The sequence below is a fragment of the Pseudomonas sp. CC6-YY-74 genome (assembly GCF_002025205.1).
GTDB classification, from domain to species: Bacteria; Pseudomonadota; Gammaproteobacteria; order Pseudomonadales; family Pseudomonadaceae; genus Aquipseudomonas; species Aquipseudomonas paeninsulae.
Window position 1 is genome coordinate 4931801 of the sequence record NZ_CP019947.1, and the last position, 15460, is coordinate 4947260.

Genomic DNA, 15460 nt, shown 5'->3' on the forward strand with positions numbered 1-15460 from the left:
ACAAGCGCCTCATGCACAAAGGCGACCCTCGGGTCGCCTTTGTTGTTTCAGAAGCTCGTTAAGCCTCGGCGCTGCCGACCATCTGCCGGGCATGGGCCAAGGATTCCTCGGTCAGGTCGACGCCGCCCAGCATGCGGGCGATTTCCTCGACGCGCTGATGTCTATCCAGCTTGCTCACGGCCGTGTGGGTCGCATCGCTGCCGCGCACCTTGTGTACGAACAGGTGCTGATGGCCCTGGGCGGCCACTTGAGGCAGGTGAGTGACGGCCAGCACTTGGCCGCGCTCGCCGAGACGGCGCAACAGTTGCCCGACCACTTCGGCGGTCGGGCCGCCAATGCCGACGTCGACTTCGTCGAACACCAGGGTTGGCACCCGAGAGGTTTGCGCGGTGATCACCTGGATCGCCAGACTGATGCGTGACAACTCGCCGCCAGACGCGACTTTGGCCAGGGTCTTGAGCGGTTGCCCGGGGTTGGCACTGACCAGGAATTCCAGCTGTTCGAGGCCGTTTGGCTGTGGTTCGCCGCTGTTGTTAGCGCTCAGCGTGATGCTGAAACGCCCTCCCGGCATGCCCAGATTCTGCATTTCCAGTTCTACCGCTGTGGCCAGTTCGCTGGCCGCGCGGTGGCGCAGGGCGCTGAGTTCGCCGGCCTTTTCCTGGTAGTGGCGCTCGAAGGCGGCCAGTTCATCATTCAGGCGTTCGGCGGCCTGGTCGTCGGCGTTGAGGCTTTCCAGCTCATCGAACAGTTGCTGCTGCATGGCAATCAGCTCGCCGGGCTGAATCCGGTGCTTGCGCGCCAGGGTATAGATTGCATCCAGGCGCTCTTCCATCTGCTGCAGGCGCTCGGGGTCGGCGTCGAAATGGTCGAGGAAGCGATTGAGCTCGCCGACCGCTTCCTCCACCTGGATTTGCGCACTGGCCAGCAGGTTGGTCGCTTCGCTCAAGGCGCTCGGCTGGCCCTGAAAGGCGCCCAGGCGGTTGAGGCTGCCGGTCAGTGTCGAGAGCACATTGCCGGCGTCATTTTCGCTGCACTGTTCGATCACTAGGCGGCAGGCGCTGAGCAGGCTTTCGGCATTGGTCAGGTTCTTGTGTTCCTGCTCCAGCTGTACCAGTTCATTTTCACCCAGGGCCAGGCTATCCAGTTCTTCCAGTTGGTAGCTGAGCAGCTGATGGCGTGAACGCTGCTCGTCGCCGAGGCTGGACAGGCGCTGCAGCTCATTCTTGGTCTGTTTCCAGCGCTGTGCCGCCAGTTGCACCTGGCGCGCCAGTTCCTGGCTGCCGGCGTATTCGTCGAGCAGGCGGCGGTGGGTTTCGGCCTTGAGCAGGGACTGGTGTTCGTGCTGGCTGTGGATGTCGATCAGCAGCTCGCCGATGGCCTTGAGGTCGCCCTGGGGGCAGGGCGCGCCATTGATGTAGCCGCGCGAGCGGCCTTCGGCGGTGATCACGCGCCGCAGGATGCACGGGCCGTCGTTATCCAGGTCGCGTTCGGCCAGCCAGGTGCGGGCTTCGGGGATGTCGGCAAGGTCGAAACTGGCCAGGATGTCCGCCTTGTCGGCGCCGGGACGCACCACGCCGCTGTCGGCGCGATCCCCCAGGCACAGGCCGAGGGCGTCGAGCATGATCGATTTGCCAGCGCCGGTTTCGCCGCTGATTACGCTCATGCCGCTATCCAGCTCTAGGTCGAGATGTTCAACGATGGCGTAGTTGTGTACGGACAGGTGCACCAGCATGGCGAGGCCTCCCAAGGCTTAGGTGTGTATATTTATACAGTGTTTGTTTCTTGGCTGGCAATCCTTGTGCAGCACTTGAAGCTGCAGAATTTGTCCCCATATAGGCGGCAGACGCGCAAGTTTAGACTTGCGTCGAATTTTTAGAGGAGAAACGCATGGCTGACGAACAGACCCGCGATACCCAGCTGCCAGAAGCTGCACCTGGTGCCGAAATGGACTCGAGCGATCAGTTGGACGCGCGCATCCAGGTGCTGGAGGAAGAGCTGGCTGCCGCTCAGGATCAGGCCCTACGCATGTCGGCGGACCTGCAGAACGTACGTCGTCGCGCCGAGCAGGATGTAGAGAAGGCGCACAAGTTCGCCTTGGAAAAATTCGCCAATGACCTGTTGCCGGTCGTCGACAGTCTGGAGCGCGGTCTCGAGTTGTCGAGCCCGGATGACGAGGCGATCAAGGCGGTGCGCGAGGGCATGGAACTGACGCTCAAACTGTTCCACGACACCCTCAAACGCTATCAGTTGGAAGCCATCGACCCGCACGGTGCGCCGTTCAATCCGGAGCACCACCAGGCCATGGCCATGCAGGACAGCACCCATGTAGAGCCGAACAGCGTGCTCAAGGTGTTTCAGAAGGGCTATTTGCTCAACGGTCGACTGTTGCGTCCAGCGATGGTGGTGGTCAGCAAGGCGCCGGCCGAAGCACCGCCGTCCATCGATGAGCAGGCTTGAAATTCGGCGATCAGCCCCCATTTATGAGTCAAGCGTTTTAGTGCTACCGCGGCTGACACGGCGCAGCGGCGGAATTATCAAAGTTTCAGGAGAATGATGATGGGCAGAATTATCGGTATCGACCTGGGGACCACCAACTCGTGCGTCTCCATTCTGGAAAACGGCAACGTCAAGGTCATCGAGAACGCCGAAGGCACTCGCACCACGCCGTCGATCGTTGCGTATGCCAACGACGGTGAAATTCTCGTCGGTCAGTCGGCCAAGCGCCAGGCTGTGACCAATCCGCACAACACCCTGTACGCGGTGAAGCGCCTGATCGGTCGTCGTTTCGAAGAAGACGTCGTGCAGAAAGACATCCAGATGGTGCCGTACAAGATCGTCAAGGCTGACAACGGTGACGCCTGGGTTGAAGTGAACGGCCAGAAGATGGCGCCGCCACAGATCTCCGCGGAAATCCTCAAGAAGATGAAGAAGACCGCCGAAGACTATCTCGGCGAGCCAGTTACCGAGGCGGTGATCACCGTGCCGGCCTATTTCAATGACAGCCAGCGTCAGGCCACCAAGGACGCCGGTCGCATCGCCGGTCTGGACGTCAAGCGCATCATCAACGAGCCAACCGCTGCGGCACTGGCCTACGGCATGGACAAGGCCAAGGGCGATCACACCGTGATCGTTTATGACCTGGGCGGCGGTACTTTCGACGTTTCCGTGATCGAGATCGCTGAAGTCGATGGCGAGCACCAGTTCGAAGTGTTGGCCACCAACGGCGACACCTTCCTCGGCGGTGAAGACTTCGACATCCGTCTGATCGATTACCTGGTCGACGAATTCAAGAAAGAAAGCGGGATGAACCTCAAGGGTGACCCGTTGGCCATGCAGCGCCTGAAAGAAGCCTCTGAGAAAGCCAAGATCGAGCTGTCGTCCAGCCAGCAGACCGACGTCAACCTGCCGTATATCACAGCAGATGCCACCGGCCCCAAGCACTTGAACGTGAAGATTTCGCGCGCCAAGCTGGAGTCGCTGGTTGAAGACCTGGTGCAGCGCACTATCGAGCCGTGCCGCATCGCCTTGAAAGACGCCGGTATCGACGTGGCCAAGATCAACGACGTGATTCTGGTCGGTGGTCAGACCCGTATGCCGCTGGTGCAGAAGCTGGTAACCGATTTCTTCGGCAAGGAAGCGCGCAAGGACGTCAATCCGGATGAAGCCGTAGCCATGGGTGCTGCTATCCAGGGCGCGGTACTGGCCGGCGACGTGAAAGACGTACTGCTGCTCGACGTATCGCCGCTGACCCTGGGTATCGAAACCATGGGTGGCGTGATGACTGCGCTGATCGAGAAGAACACCACTATTCCGACCAAGAAGTCCCAGGTGTTCTCCACTGCCGACGACAACCAGGGCGCGGTGACCATTCACGTGCTGCAGGGTGAGCGTAAGCAAGCTTCGCAGAACAAGTCCTTGGGCAAGTTCGATCTGGCCGAGATCCCACCAGCACCACGTGGTGTGCCGCAGATCGAAGTGACCTTCGATATCGACGCCAACGGCATTCTGCATGTCGGCGCGAAGGACAAGGCCACCGGTAAGACGCAGTCCATTGTGATCAAGGCCAACTCCGGTCTGTCCGAGGAAGAAATCGAGCAGATGGTGCGTGACGCCGAGGCCAACGCCGAGGACGATCGCAAGTTCGAAGAGCTGGCCACTGCCCGTAACCAGGGTGATCAGCTGGTCCACGCCTCGCGCAAGATGGTCACCGAGGCAGGCGATAAAGCCACCGCGGACGAGAAAGCCGCCATCGAAAAAGCGCTGGGCGAACTGGAAGTAGCGATCAAGGGTGATGACAAGGCCGCTATCGAAGCCAAGATCAATGCCCTCTCCGAAGCCACTACTCCGTTGGCGCAGAAGATGTATGCCGAGCAGCCACAGCCTGGCGCTGATGCTCAGCAGGCAGATGACACTCAAAGCGCGGGCGACGATGTGGTCGACGCGGAGTTTGAAGAGGTCAAGGAAAACAAATAAGCGCGAGCTTATGCCGCTCTGGCCGGGCGTGACGCGAGTCGCGCCAGGCATGATTCGCCGCGCGGGAGCTTGCTCCCGCGTTGGCGTGTCTGGAGTAGACGATTTAAAGGTGTTGAAGACTTATGGCAAAACGTGACTATTACGAGGTGCTCGGTGTCGAGCGCGGCGCCAGCGAAGCGGAGCTGAAAAAGGCTTACCGGCGCCTGGCGATGAAGCATCACCCGGACCGCAATCCCGACGATAAAGCGTCGGAAGATATGTTCAAGGATGCCAACGAGGCCTACGAAGTATTGTCCGATGCCGGCAAACGCGCGGCCTACGACCAGTACGGTCATGCCGGTGTCGATCCGCAGATGGGCGGCGGCGGAGGTCCGGGCGGGGCAAACTTTTCCGATATCTTCGGCGATGTGTTCAGCGACTTCTTTGGTGGTGCTGGCGGTCGTGGTGGTCAGCGTGGCGGCGCCCAGCGTGGCAGCGACCTGCGCTACACCCTGGAGCTGGATCTGGAAGAGGCGGTGCGCGGTACCTCGGTCAACATCCGTGTGCCGACCCTGGTCAATTGCAAGATCTGCGAAGGCTCCGGGGCGAAGAAGGGCACGTCTCCGGTGACCTGTACCACCTGCGGCGGTATCGGTCAGGTGCGCATGCAACAGGGCTTCTTCTCGGTGCAGCAGACCTGTCCGCGCTGCCATGGCAACGGCAAGATGATTACCGATCCGTGCGGCTCCTGCCATGGGCATGGCCGGGTGGAAGAGCACAAGACCCTGTCGGTGAAAGTTCCACCGGGTGTCGATACCGGTGATCGCATTCGTCTGTCCGGCGAAGGCGAGGCGGGCGCTATGGGTGGCCCGGCAGGCGACCTGTATGTGGTGGTCAATGTGCGCGAGCACTCGATCTTCCAGCGCGATGGCAAGCATCTGTACTGCGAGGTGCCAATCAGCTTCGCCGATGCGGCGCTGGGCGGCGAACTGGAAGTGCCGACCCTGGATGGCCGGGTCAAGCTGAAGATTCCAGAAGGCACCCAGACCGGCAAGCTGTTCCGTCTGCGCGGTAAGGGCGTGGCGCCGGTGCGCGGTGGCGGTGCCGGCGACCTGATGTGCCGGGTGGCGGTAGAGACGCCAATCAGTCTGGATCGGCGTCAGCGCGAACTGCTCGACGAGTTTCGCAAGACGCTACAGGGCGATACCCGGCATTCGCCGAAGGCCAGTGGCTGGTTCGAGGGTGTGAAGCGTTTCTTCGGCGATGTGTGAATAAACGGCCAACAGCCGCAGGCGGTAAGTGACAGGCTGCAAGAGGGCTTGCGCTCCGGCTCGCGGCTTGAGGCTTATAGCGTGGAGCGAGTGTCATGCAACGAATAGCAGTGATGGGCGCCGCTGGGCGCATGGGCAAGACCCTGATCGAGGCCGTGCAGCAGGCCGATGGCGTCAGCCTGACTGCGGCGATTGATCGTGCCGACAGCAGCCTGGTGGGTGCCGATGCTGGCGAGTTGACGGCGTTGGGCAAGATCGGTGTCAGGCTATCGGGCAGTTTGAGTGAGGTGCTGGATCAGTTCGATGTGCTGATCGATTTCACGCACCCGTCGGTGACCCTGAGCAACCTGGAAATTTGCCGGCAGGCAGGCAAGGCCATGGTGATCGGCACCACCGGCTTCAGTGTCGAGGAAAAACAGCTGCTGGCCGATGCTGGCAAGCAGATCCCCATCGTCTTTGCCGCCAACTTCAGCGTCGGGGTCAACCTGTGCCTGAAACTGCTGGATACCGCGGCACGGGTGCTCGGGGACGAGGTGGACATCGAGATCATCGAGGCCCATCACCGGCACAAGGTCGATGCGCCATCTGGCACCGCTTTGCGCATGGGTGAAGTGGTGGCCAATGCCCTGGGGCGTGACCTGCAAAAGGTCGCGGTCTACGGCCGTGAAGGCCAAACCGGCGCCCGCGCCCGCGAAACCATTGGCTTTGCCACGGTAAGGGCTGGCGATGTGGTTGGCGATCACACGGTACTGTTCGCCGCCGATGGCGAGCGCGTGGAAATCACCCATAAAGCCTCAAGCCGCATGACCTTCGCCAAAGGCGCGGTGCGTTCGGCGGCATGGCTGCAGGGGCGCGAGCCTGCGTTGTACGACATGCAGGATGTGCTGGGCTTGAATTGATGCAGTTCGTCGGGGTTGCTGGTCAGGCTAGGAGTAAATCGCATCTGCCAGTGGACCAAAAAGGCACTTTCCTGTAGGCTGCCCGCTTTAGTGTGTCCACTAAAAGTTGCGCAGAATGAATCATATAAGAAAGCGGGATGACGGTCGGTACGTCATCCCGCTTTTTTACAATCTGCGTTTGCTTCAAGCTTTGATCTACGGAGGTTTTCTTGAGTAAGCCAGCCCTTAAACCTGCCATCTTGGCCCTTGCCGATGGCAGCATTTTTCGCGGCGAGGCCATCGGCGCCGATGGCCAAACTATTGGAGAGGTGGTTTTCAACACCGCCATGACTGGCTATCAGGAAATCCTCACCGATCCTTCCTATGCCCAGCAAATCGTTACCCTGACCTATCCGCACATCGGCAACACCGGCACCACGCCGGAAGACGCCGAGTCCAGTCGGGTCTGGGCTGCCGGTTTGATCATCCGCGATCTGCCGCTGATCGCCAGTAACTGGCGCAGCAAACAGCCGTTGGATGAGTACCTGAAGGAAAACGGTACGGTGGCCATCGCCGGCATCGATACCCGTCGCCTGACCCGCATCCTCCGTGAGAAGGGTTCGCAGAACGGCTGCATTCTGGTCGGCGACGACGCCACCGCAGAGAAAGCCGTGGAACTGGCGCGCAGTTTCCCCGGCCTCAAGGGCATGGATCTGGCCAAGGTGGTCAGCTGTACCGAACCCTACGAGTGGCGCTCCACCGTGTGGAATCTGCAAGGTGACAACCACCTGGAGATCCCCGCCAGCGAGTTGAAGTACCACGTGGTGGCCTATGACTACGGGGTCAAATGGAACATCCTGCGCATGCTGGTCGAGCGCGGCTGTCGCCTGACCGTGGTGCCGGCGCAGACGTCTGCTGCCGAGGTATTGGCGCTGAATCCCGATGGCGTGTTCCTGTCCAACGGCCCGGGTGACCCCGAGCCTTGCGACTACGCGATCCAGGCGATCCAGGACGTGCTGGAAACCGATATTCCGCTATTCGGTATCTGCCTCGGTCACCAGTTGCTGGCTTTGGCCTCCGGTGCCAAGACTCTGAAAATGGGTCATGGTCACCACGGTGCCAACCACCCGGTGCAGGACTTGGACAGCGGCGTGGTGATGATCACCAGCCAGAACCACGGTTTTGCCGTGGATGAAACCAGCCTGCCGAGCAACGTCCGGGCGATTCACAAGTCGTTGTTCGACGGCTCCCTGCAGGGCATCGAGCGTACCGACAAGGACGCCTTCAGTTTCCAGGGTCACCCCGAAGCAAGTCCCGGCCCAGCCGATGTGGCGCCACTGTTTGATCGCTTCATTGAAGCGATGGCCAAGCGGCAATAGACGAGTCGTCTGGAGAGTGTAGCGAGCGGCGTCTGGGCCAGGCGCCCGGAACGCAACGACGAGACAGTACATGCAGTACGGCGAGGCAGTGAGTGCCGCGCAACGCCGCCCAGGCGGTGCGCAGTAACCCTCAAGATGACTCGCCGACTGACCCAAGGATTCGAGTAGATAACATGCCAAAACGTACAGACATTAAAAGCATCCTGATCCTCGGTGCTGGCCCGATCGTTATCGGCCAGGCCTGCGAGTTCGACTATTCCGGTGCCCAGGCCTGCAAGGCTTTGAGAGAAGAGGGCTACCGCGTCATCCTGGTGAACTCCAACCCCGCCACCATCATGACCGACCCGGCCATGGCCGACGCCACCTACATCGAGCCGATCAAATGGTCGACCGTGGCCAAGATCATCGAGAAGGAGCGCCCGGACGCCCTGCTGCCAACCATGGGCGGGCAGACCGCGCTGAACTGCGCGCTGGATCTGGAAAAGCACGGCATTCTGGAAAAATTCGGTGTGGAAATGATCGGTGCCAACGCCGACACCATCGACAAGGCCGAAGACCGTTCGCGTTTCGACAAGGCGATGAAAGACATCGGTCTGGCCTGCCCGATTTCCGGCATCGCCCATAACATGGAAGAAGCCTACGTCGTACTCGAGAAGGTCGGCTTCCCCTGCATCATTCGTCCGTCCTTCACCATGGGCGGCACTGGCGGCGGCATCGCCTACAACCGGGAAGAGTTCGAGGAAATCTGCGCCCGCGGTATCGATTTGTCACCGACCAGCGAACTGCTGATCGACGAGTCGCTGATCGGTTGGAAGGAATACGAGATGGAGGTGGTCCGCGACAAGAAGGACAACTGCATCATCGTCTGCGCCATCGAGAACTTCGATCCGATGGGTGTGCACACCGGCGACTCGATCACCGTGGCTCCGGCACAAACCCTGACCGACAAGGAATACCAGATCCTGCGTAACGCCTCCCTGGCGGTGCTGCGTGAGATCGGCGTGGAAACCGGCGGCTCCAACGTGCAGTTCGGCATCTGCCCGGACACTGGGCGCATGGTGGTGATCGAGATGAACCCGCGGGTATCGCGTTCCTCGGCGCTGGCCTCCAAGGCTACCGGTTTTCCGATCGCCAGGATCGCCGCCAAGTTGGCGGTGGGTTACACCCTCGATGAGCTGTCCAACGACATCACCGGTGGCCGTACCCCGGCGTCCTTCGAGCCGGCCATCGACTATGTTGTGACCAAGATCCCGCGTTTCGCCTTCGAGAAGTTTCCCAAGGCCGATGCCCGCCTGACCACCCAGATGAAGTCCGTCGGTGAAGTCATGGCCATTGGTCGCACCTTCCAGGAGTCCATGCAGAAAGCCCTGCGCGGCCTGGAAGTCGGGGTTTCCGGTTTCGATCCGATGCTCGATCCGAACGACCCGGATGCAGAAAGCACCCTCAAGCGCGAGCTGACCGTGCCGGGTGCCGATCGCATCTGGTATCTGGCTGACGCCTTCCGTGCCGGCAAGACCGTTGCCGAAGTGTTCGAGCTGACCCGCATCGACGAGTGGTTCCTGGTGCAGATCGAGGACCTAGTCAAGGACGAGGAAAAGATCAAGACCCTGGGTCTTGCCAGCATCGATCGCGATCTGATGTACAAGCTCAAGCGCAAGGGTTTCTCCGACATCCGTCTGGCCAAGCTGCTCGGCGTCTCCGAAAAAAGCCTGCGCAGCCACCGCCACAAGCTGAAAGTGTTGCCGGTGTACAAGCGCGTCGACACCTGCGCCGCCGAGTTCGCCAGCGACACCGCCTACATGTATTCGACCTACGAGGAAGAGTGCGAGGCGGCGCCGTCGAGTCGCGACAAGATCATGATTCTCGGTGGCGGACCGAACCGTATCGGTCAGGGCATCGAGTTCGACTACTGCTGCGTGCACGCCGCATTGGCGCTGCGCGAAGACGGTTACGAGACCATCATGGTCAACTGCAACCCGGAAACCGTCTCCACTGACTACGACACCTCCGACCGCCTGTATTTCGAGCCGGTCACCCTGGAGGACGTGCTGGAAATCGTCCGGGTCGAACAGCCCAAGGGTGTGATCGTGCAGTACGGTGGGCAGACCCCGCTGAAAATCTGTCGTGCGCTGGAAGAGGCCGGCGTGCCGATCATCGGTACCAGCCCCGAGGCCATCGACCGCGCCGAAGACCGCGAGCGTTTCCAGCAGATGGTTCAGCGTCTGGGCTTGCGCCAGCCGGCCAATGCCACGGCGCGCAGTGAAGACGAGGCCCTGGCGGCGTCCAAGGTCATCGGTTATCCGCTGGTGGTGCGTCCGTCTTATGTGTTGGGCGGTCGGGCGATGGAAATCGTCTACCAGGAAGAAGAGCTCAAGCGCTACATGCGCGAAGCGGTGAAAGTGTCGAATGACAGCCCGGTGCTGCTCGATCACTTCCTCAACTGCGCCATCGAAGTCGATATCGATGCCATTAGCGACGGTGAAACCGTGGTGATCGGCGCGATCATGCAGCATATCGAGCAGGCAGGCGTGCACTCCGGTGACTCGGCTTGTTCGTTGCCGCCGTATTCGCTGCCGGCGCATATCCAGGACGAGATCCGCGACCAGGTCAAGAAAATGGCCCTGGAGCTCGGCGTGATCGGCCTGATGAACGTGCAGATGGCGGTGCAGGGCGAGGATATCTTCGTCATCGAAGTCAACCCGCGCGCCTCGCGCACCGTGCCGTTCGTCTCCAAGTGCATCGGCATCTCCCTGGCGATGTTGGGTGCTCGGGTGATGGCCGGCAAGACCCTGGCTGAAGTCGGTTTCACCGACGAAATCATTCCGAACTTCTACAGCGTCAAGGAAGCAGTATTCCCCTTCTCCAAGTTTCCTGGTGTCGACCCTATCCTCGGCCCGGAAATGAAGTCGACCGGTGAAGTGATGGGCGTCGGCGATACCTTCGGTGAGGCATTTGCCAAGGCCCAGTTGGGCGCCAGTGAAATCCTGCCCAATAGTGGCTGCGCCTTTATCAGCGTGCGCGATGACGACAAGCCGCTGGTGGCAGAGTTGGCGCGTAATCTGATCGAGCTGGGGTTTGACGTGGTTGCCACGTCGGGGACCGCCAAGGTCATCGAGGCGGCTGGCTTGCCGGTACGCCGGGTGAACAAGGTGACCGAGGGGCGTCCCCATGTGGTCGACATGATCAAGAATGACGAAGTCACGTTGATCATCAACACCACCGAGGGTCGTCAGTCGATCGCTGACTCCTATTCCATTCGGCGTAATGCGCTGCAGCATCGAATCTGCTGCACCACCACACTGGCCGCCGGTGAGGCGATTTGTGAGGCGCTCAAGTTCGGTCCAGAAAAAACGGTGCGCCGTTTGCAAGATCTCCATGCAGGAATCAAGGCATGACTAAATACCCAATGACCGTCCAGGGCGCACGCGCCTTGGAAGAGGAGCTGGCTCACCTGACCAAGGTGATGCGGCCCAAGCTCAGTCAGGACATCGGCACCGCGCGTGAGCTGGGTGACCTCAAGGAAAACGCCGAATACCATGCCGCCCGTGAGCAGCAGGGCATGGTCGAGGCGCGTATTCGTGATATCGAAGGCCGCATGCAGAACGCCGTGGTCATTGATGTTACGACCATCGCCCACACGGGTAAGGTGATATTCGGCACCACTGTGGTGATCGCCAACGTCGAAACCGACGAAAGCGTGACCTATCAGATCGTTGGTGCAGACGAAGCCGATATCCGGCACGGCAAGCTGTCGGTGGGTTCGCCTATCGCACGCGCGCTGGTCGGTAAGGAGGAAGGCGATGTGGTGGTGGTCAAGACCCCCAGTGGCATCGTCGAGTACGAGATTGTCGAGGTTCGTCATATCTAGGCCCGGCACGTTCAATGCTGGGGCGATAAGCTGGCTGCTGGCCCAGACCCTCTGGGTCGGTGGTCTGTGGTTGTTGCATTTTCTGCTGTTGCCGGCGATCGCCAAGCTGGGCTTGGCGCCGTTGCTGGTCGAGGAAATCGCCAACGCCGTTCGTCCGCTATTGGTGGGTCTGGCGGGGTTTTGTGCGGGGTTGCAGATTCTGGTGCTGATCCGTGCCGAGCGTTTGGCCAGCCTGTGGCGCGATATTCGCGGGCAATTGCTGTTGACGGTGCTGGTGATGGCAGCCAGTTACTTTGGCGTGCGCCATTTCTGGTCTGGCGGCGGGCTCTGGCTGTTGTTCAGCTACCTGGTAATGGCGTTTTGCGGTTTGCTGCTGGTGCTGCAGTCGGTGCCCGGCAGCGGCAAGCGATAAGCTGCAGACTTCAAGTAAGGCAAGAAGCGTGCAGCTTGAGGCTATCAGCCGTGATGGCGATGGACGTTGGACAGGTTTTTATTGGCCGTGGGATTCTTGCGGTAGATCAGTGCCATCTTGCCGATGACCTGCACCAGGTCGGCATGGCCGGCTTTGCACAGCTGGTTAATGGCGGTAAGGCGGCTTTCGCGCTCGACGATGCGCAATTGCACCTTTATCAGTTCATGGTCGCTCAGGGCGCGCTCCAGTTCGGCCAGCACGCCTTCGGTCAAACCATTGTCAGCCACGATCAATACGGGTTTCAGGTGGTGGCCGATAGATTTGAATTGTTTCTTCTGCTCTTGAGTGAGCGGCATAATCTGATTCCTGCATTTAATCTGGTAAAAAACGGCGATCAGTTTACCCGAGCGCCTTGGTCGCCGCCCAGATATTCATGCTCTGCACAATTCGAGGTATTGCGTGGCCCGTTCCAAGACCAGCCAGCGTTGGCTGAAAGAACATTTCGATGACCCTTACGTCAAAATGGCGCAGAAGGATGGCTATCGCTCGCGCGCCAGCTACAAGCTACTGGAGGTTCAGGAAAAGGATCGTATCCTGCGCCCGGGTATCACGGTGGTTGATCTGGGGGCTGCGCCAGGAGGGTGGTCGCAGGTCACCAGTCGGCTGATTGGCGACAAGGGAACCCTGATCGCCTCCGATATTCTAGAAATGGACAGCATCCCTGATGTCACCTTCATTCAGGGCGATTTCACGGACGATGCGGTGTTCGCGCAGATCCTCGAAGCGATTGGCGGTAATCCGGTAGACCTTGTGATTTCCGATATGGCCCCAATATGAGTGGAGTAAGGACTGCCGATCAAGCGCGTGCCATGTACCTGTGCGAATTGGCGCTGGACTTGGCAGGGCGGGTACTGCGTCCGGGTGGAGATTTCCTGATCAAGATTTTCCAGGGCGAAGGTTTCGACCATTACCATAAACAGGTGCGCGAAATGTTCGACAAGGTACAGATGCGCAAGCCCTTGTCTTCGCGTGATCGATCGCGTGAGCAATACATGCTCGGACGTAGCTTTCGTGGCGGCTAGATGGATGCAACCAAGGGCTGGCGTGCCAGTCCTATGTCATATGGGTGCTGCGAGCTTATGGGCGCCTAAAATAAAGGGTTACAGACGGCGCCTGCCAGGTGCGGGCGTAGTGTAGTAAGTTAGATCGGTACATAACTGGTCGTCATGCGAAGTGCGCTTCGGCACGGGGCCTGCTTCAGAGGGTAGCTAATTGAACGACATGGCAAAGAATCTGATCCTGTGGCTGATCATCGCGGCAGTCCTAGTGACGGTGATGAACAATTTCTCCAGTCCGAACGAGTCCACTAAGCTCAATTACTCGGAGTTTATCCAGCAGGTTCAAGATGGCGCGGTTCAGCGGGTCACTGTTGATGGTTTCATTATCAGCGGCGTGCGTGGCGATGGTTCCTCTTTTGAGACCGTACGTCCGGCAATTCAGGACAATGGCCTGATCAAAGATCTGATCGACAACAATGTGCAGGTAATCGGCAAGCAACCTGAGCAGCAGAGCATCTGGACTCAGTTGCTGGTGGCCAGTTTTCCGATTTTGGTGATCATCGCGGTGTTCATGTTCTTCATGCGCCAAATGCAGGGCGGTGCGGGCGGCAAGGGCGGGCCCATGAGCTTCGGCAAGAGCAAGGCGCGCCTGCTCTCGGAAGATCAGGTCAAGACCACCTTCGCTGACGTCGCCGGTTGCGACGAGGCCAAGGAAGAAGTCAGCGAATTGGTCGAGTTCTTGCGTGATCCGGGCAAATTCCAGCGCCTCGGCGGGCGTATTCCGCGTGGCGTACTGATGGTCGGTTCGCCCGGTACCGGCAAAACCTTGCTGGCCAAGGCGGTTGCCGGTGAAGCGAAAGTGCCGTTCTTCACCATTTCCGGCTCGGATTTCGTCGAGATGTTCGTCGGGGTGGGTGCGTCCCGCGTGCGCGATATGTTCGAACAAGCGAAGAAACATGCGCCATGCATCATCTTTATCGACGAAATCGATGCCGTCGGTCGCCATCGTGGTGCCGGTATGGGTGGCGGTCATGACGAGCGTGAGCAGACCCTCAACCAGTTGCTGGTGGAGATGGACGGCTTCGAGGCGAACGATGGTGTCATCGTCATTGCCGCCACTAACCGTCCTGATGTGCTCGATCCTGCGCTGTTGCGTCCCGGTCGCTTCGACCGTCAGGTGGTGGTCAGTCTGCCGGATATTCGTGGTCGCGAGCAGATTCTCAAAGTGCACATGCGCAAAGTGCCGATGGGCGAAAATGTCGAGCCTGCGATGATTGCTCGTGGGACTCCGGGGTTCTCCGGTGCCGATCTGGCTAACCTGGTCAATGAGGCCTCGTTGTTTGCCGCACGTTCCGGCAAGCGCGTGGTTGAGATGAAAGAGTTCGAGCTGGCCAAGGACAAGATCATGATGGGCGCCGAGCGCAAATCCATGGTCATGTCGGACAAGGAAAAGCTCAATACGGCGTTCCATGAGGCCGGCCATGCCATTGTCGGGCGCTTGGTGCCCGAGCATGACCCGGTCTACAAGGTGTCGATCATCCCGCGTGGTCGTGCCTTGGGTGTGACCATGTTCCTGCCGGAAGAGGATCGCTACAGCCTGAGCAAGCGCGCCCTGACCAGTCAGATCTGCTCGCTGTTCGGTGGTCGTATTGCCGAAGAAATGACCCTGGGCTTCGATGGTGTGACCACTGGCGCATCGAACGACATCATGCGTGCCACCCAGTTGGCGCGCAACATGGTGACCAAGTGGGGCTTGTCCGAAAAACTCGGTCCGCTGATGTATGCCGAAGAGGAAGGTGAAGTCTTCCTGGGTCGCAGCATGGGCAGTCAGCACACCAATGTCTCGGCTGAGACGGCCAAGGTGATCGATCAGGAAGTGCGCAGCATCATCGATCAGTGCTACGGCACTGCCAAGCGTCTGCTGGAAGAGAATCGCGACAAGCTCGATGCCATGGCTGAGGCCTTGATGAAGTACGAAACCATCGATGCCGAGCAGATCGAAGAAATCATGAATGGCCGTGTCCCGCGTGAGCCGCGCGACTGGAGCGGTGGTGGTGATGCCGGTACGCCAGTGGCCAGTCCCGACGAAACGGATCGTCCCGAGAAGCCTATCGGTGGCCCTGCCGCCGAGCATTAAGGATC

General features: G+C 59.9%; 11 protein-coding genes and 1 pseudogene. 10 read left to right on the plus strand and 2 right to left on the minus strand.

The genetic code is table 11. The features are described from left to right. Positions 1 to 58: 58 nt before the first annotated feature. On the minus strand, positions 59 to 1732 hold the full coding sequence (gene recN, locus B2D37_RS22440) for a DNA repair protein RecN (protein ID WP_079204761.1): 1674 nt from the start codon (positions 1730 to 1732) through the stop codon (positions 59 to 61). Positions 1733 to 1887: 155 nt separating this feature from the next. Between recN and grpE the strand changes: the two genes are divergently transcribed. From grpE to B2D37_RS22480, 8 genes are all read left to right on the plus strand, one after another. Further along, positions 1888 to 2457: a nucleotide exchange factor GrpE gene (gene grpE, locus B2D37_RS22445; RefSeq protein WP_079204762.1), complete on the plus strand. Its 570-nt coding sequence runs from the start codon at positions 1888 to 1890 to the stop codon at positions 2455 to 2457. A 99-nt stretch (positions 2458 to 2556) separates the two neighbouring features. Continuing rightward, the gene (dnaK, locus tag B2D37_RS22450; protein ID WP_079204763.1) at positions 2557 to 4473 is read left to right on the plus strand and encodes a molecular chaperone DnaK; all 1917 of its coding nucleotides are present in this window, start codon (positions 2557 to 2559) and stop codon (positions 4471 to 4473) included. A 122-nt stretch (positions 4474 to 4595) separates the two neighbouring features. Next, entirely contained in the window at positions 4596 to 5723 is a 1128-nt protein-coding gene (gene dnaJ, locus B2D37_RS22455; protein ID WP_079204764.1) for a molecular chaperone DnaJ, read from the plus strand. A 95-nt stretch (positions 5724 to 5818) separates the two neighbouring features. Then, positions 5819 to 6622 carry a 4-hydroxy-tetrahydrodipicolinate reductase gene (gene dapB / locus B2D37_RS22460; protein ID WP_079204765.1) on the plus strand — a complete coding sequence of 268 codons (804 nt, stop codon included), beginning with the start codon at positions 5819 to 5821 and terminating at the stop codon, positions 6620 to 6622. Positions 6623 to 6831: 209 nt separating this feature from the next. After that, a complete protein-coding gene (carA, locus tag B2D37_RS22465; protein ID WP_079204766.1) occupies positions 6832 to 7980 on the plus strand; it encodes a glutamine-hydrolyzing carbamoyl-phosphate synthase small subunit in 1149 nt (382 codons plus the stop codon). Positions 7981 to 8153: 173 nt separating this feature from the next. Then, positions 8154 to 11375 carry a carbamoyl-phosphate synthase large subunit gene (carB, locus tag B2D37_RS22470; protein ID WP_079204767.1) on the plus strand — a complete coding sequence of 1074 codons (3222 nt, stop codon included), beginning with the start codon at positions 8154 to 8156 and terminating at the stop codon, positions 11373 to 11375. Continuing rightward, complete coding sequence (gene greA / locus B2D37_RS22475; RefSeq protein WP_079204768.1) at positions 11372 to 11848, plus strand: transcription elongation factor GreA; 477 nt, start codon at positions 11372 to 11374, stop codon at positions 11846 to 11848. Before carB ends, greA begins: the two co-directional genes overlap by 4 nt. After that, positions 11826 to 12260: a DUF4149 domain-containing protein gene (locus B2D37_RS22480; protein ID WP_079204769.1), complete on the plus strand. Its 435-nt coding sequence runs from the start codon at positions 11826 to 11828 to the stop codon at positions 12258 to 12260. Before greA ends, B2D37_RS22480 begins: the two co-directional genes overlap by 23 nt. 44 nt (positions 12261 to 12304) lie before the next feature. Here B2D37_RS22480 and yhbY read toward each other — a convergent pair whose 3' ends face one another. Next, complete coding sequence (gene yhbY / locus B2D37_RS22485) at positions 12305 to 12616, minus strand: ribosome assembly RNA-binding protein YhbY (RefSeq protein ID WP_079204770.1); 312 nt, start codon at positions 12614 to 12616, stop codon at positions 12305 to 12307. Positions 12617 to 12719: 103 nt separating this feature from the next. Between yhbY and rlmE the strand changes: the two are divergent. Together rlmE and ftsH are read left to right on the plus strand one after the other, a co-directional pair. After that, positions 12720 to 13342, plus strand: a pseudogene (gene rlmE, locus B2D37_RS22490) (23S rRNA (uridine(2552)-2'-O)-methyltransferase RlmE). 199 nt (positions 13343 to 13541) lie between these two features. Continuing rightward, on the plus strand, positions 13542 to 15455 hold the full coding sequence (gene ftsH, locus B2D37_RS22495; RefSeq protein ID WP_177345255.1) for an ATP-dependent zinc metalloprotease FtsH: 1914 nt from the start codon (positions 13542 to 13544) through the stop codon (positions 15453 to 15455). Positions 15456 to 15460: the final 5 nt, after the last annotated feature.

Coding starts and splice junctions, on each gene's coding strand:
- recN (WP_079204761.1), bottom strand. CDS start 1,732: ATGCTGGTGCACCTGTCCGTACACAACTACGCCATCGTTGAACATCTC.
- grpE (WP_079204762.1), top strand. CDS start 1,888: ATGGCTGACGAACAGACCCGCGATACCCAGCTGCCAGAAGCTGCACCT.
- dnaK (WP_079204763.1), top strand. CDS start 2,557: ATGGGCAGAATTATCGGTATCGACCTGGGGACCACCAACTCGTGCGTC.
- dnaJ (WP_079204764.1), top strand. CDS start 4,596: ATGGCAAAACGTGACTATTACGAGGTGCTCGGTGTCGAGCGCGGCGCC.
- dapB (WP_079204765.1), top strand. CDS start 5,819: ATGCAACGAATAGCAGTGATGGGCGCCGCTGGGCGCATGGGCAAGACC.
- carB (WP_079204767.1), top strand. CDS start 8,154: ATGCCAAAACGTACAGACATTAAAAGCATCCTGATCCTCGGTGCTGGC.
- greA (WP_079204768.1), top strand. CDS start 11,372: ATGACTAAATACCCAATGACCGTCCAGGGCGCACGCGCCTTGGAAGAG.
- yhbY (WP_079204770.1), bottom strand. CDS start 12,616: ATGCCGCTCACTCAAGAGCAGAAGAAACAATTCAAATCTATCGGCCAC.
- ftsH (WP_177345255.1), top strand. CDS start 13,542: ATGGCAAAGAATCTGATCCTGTGGCTGATCATCGCGGCAGTCCTAGTG.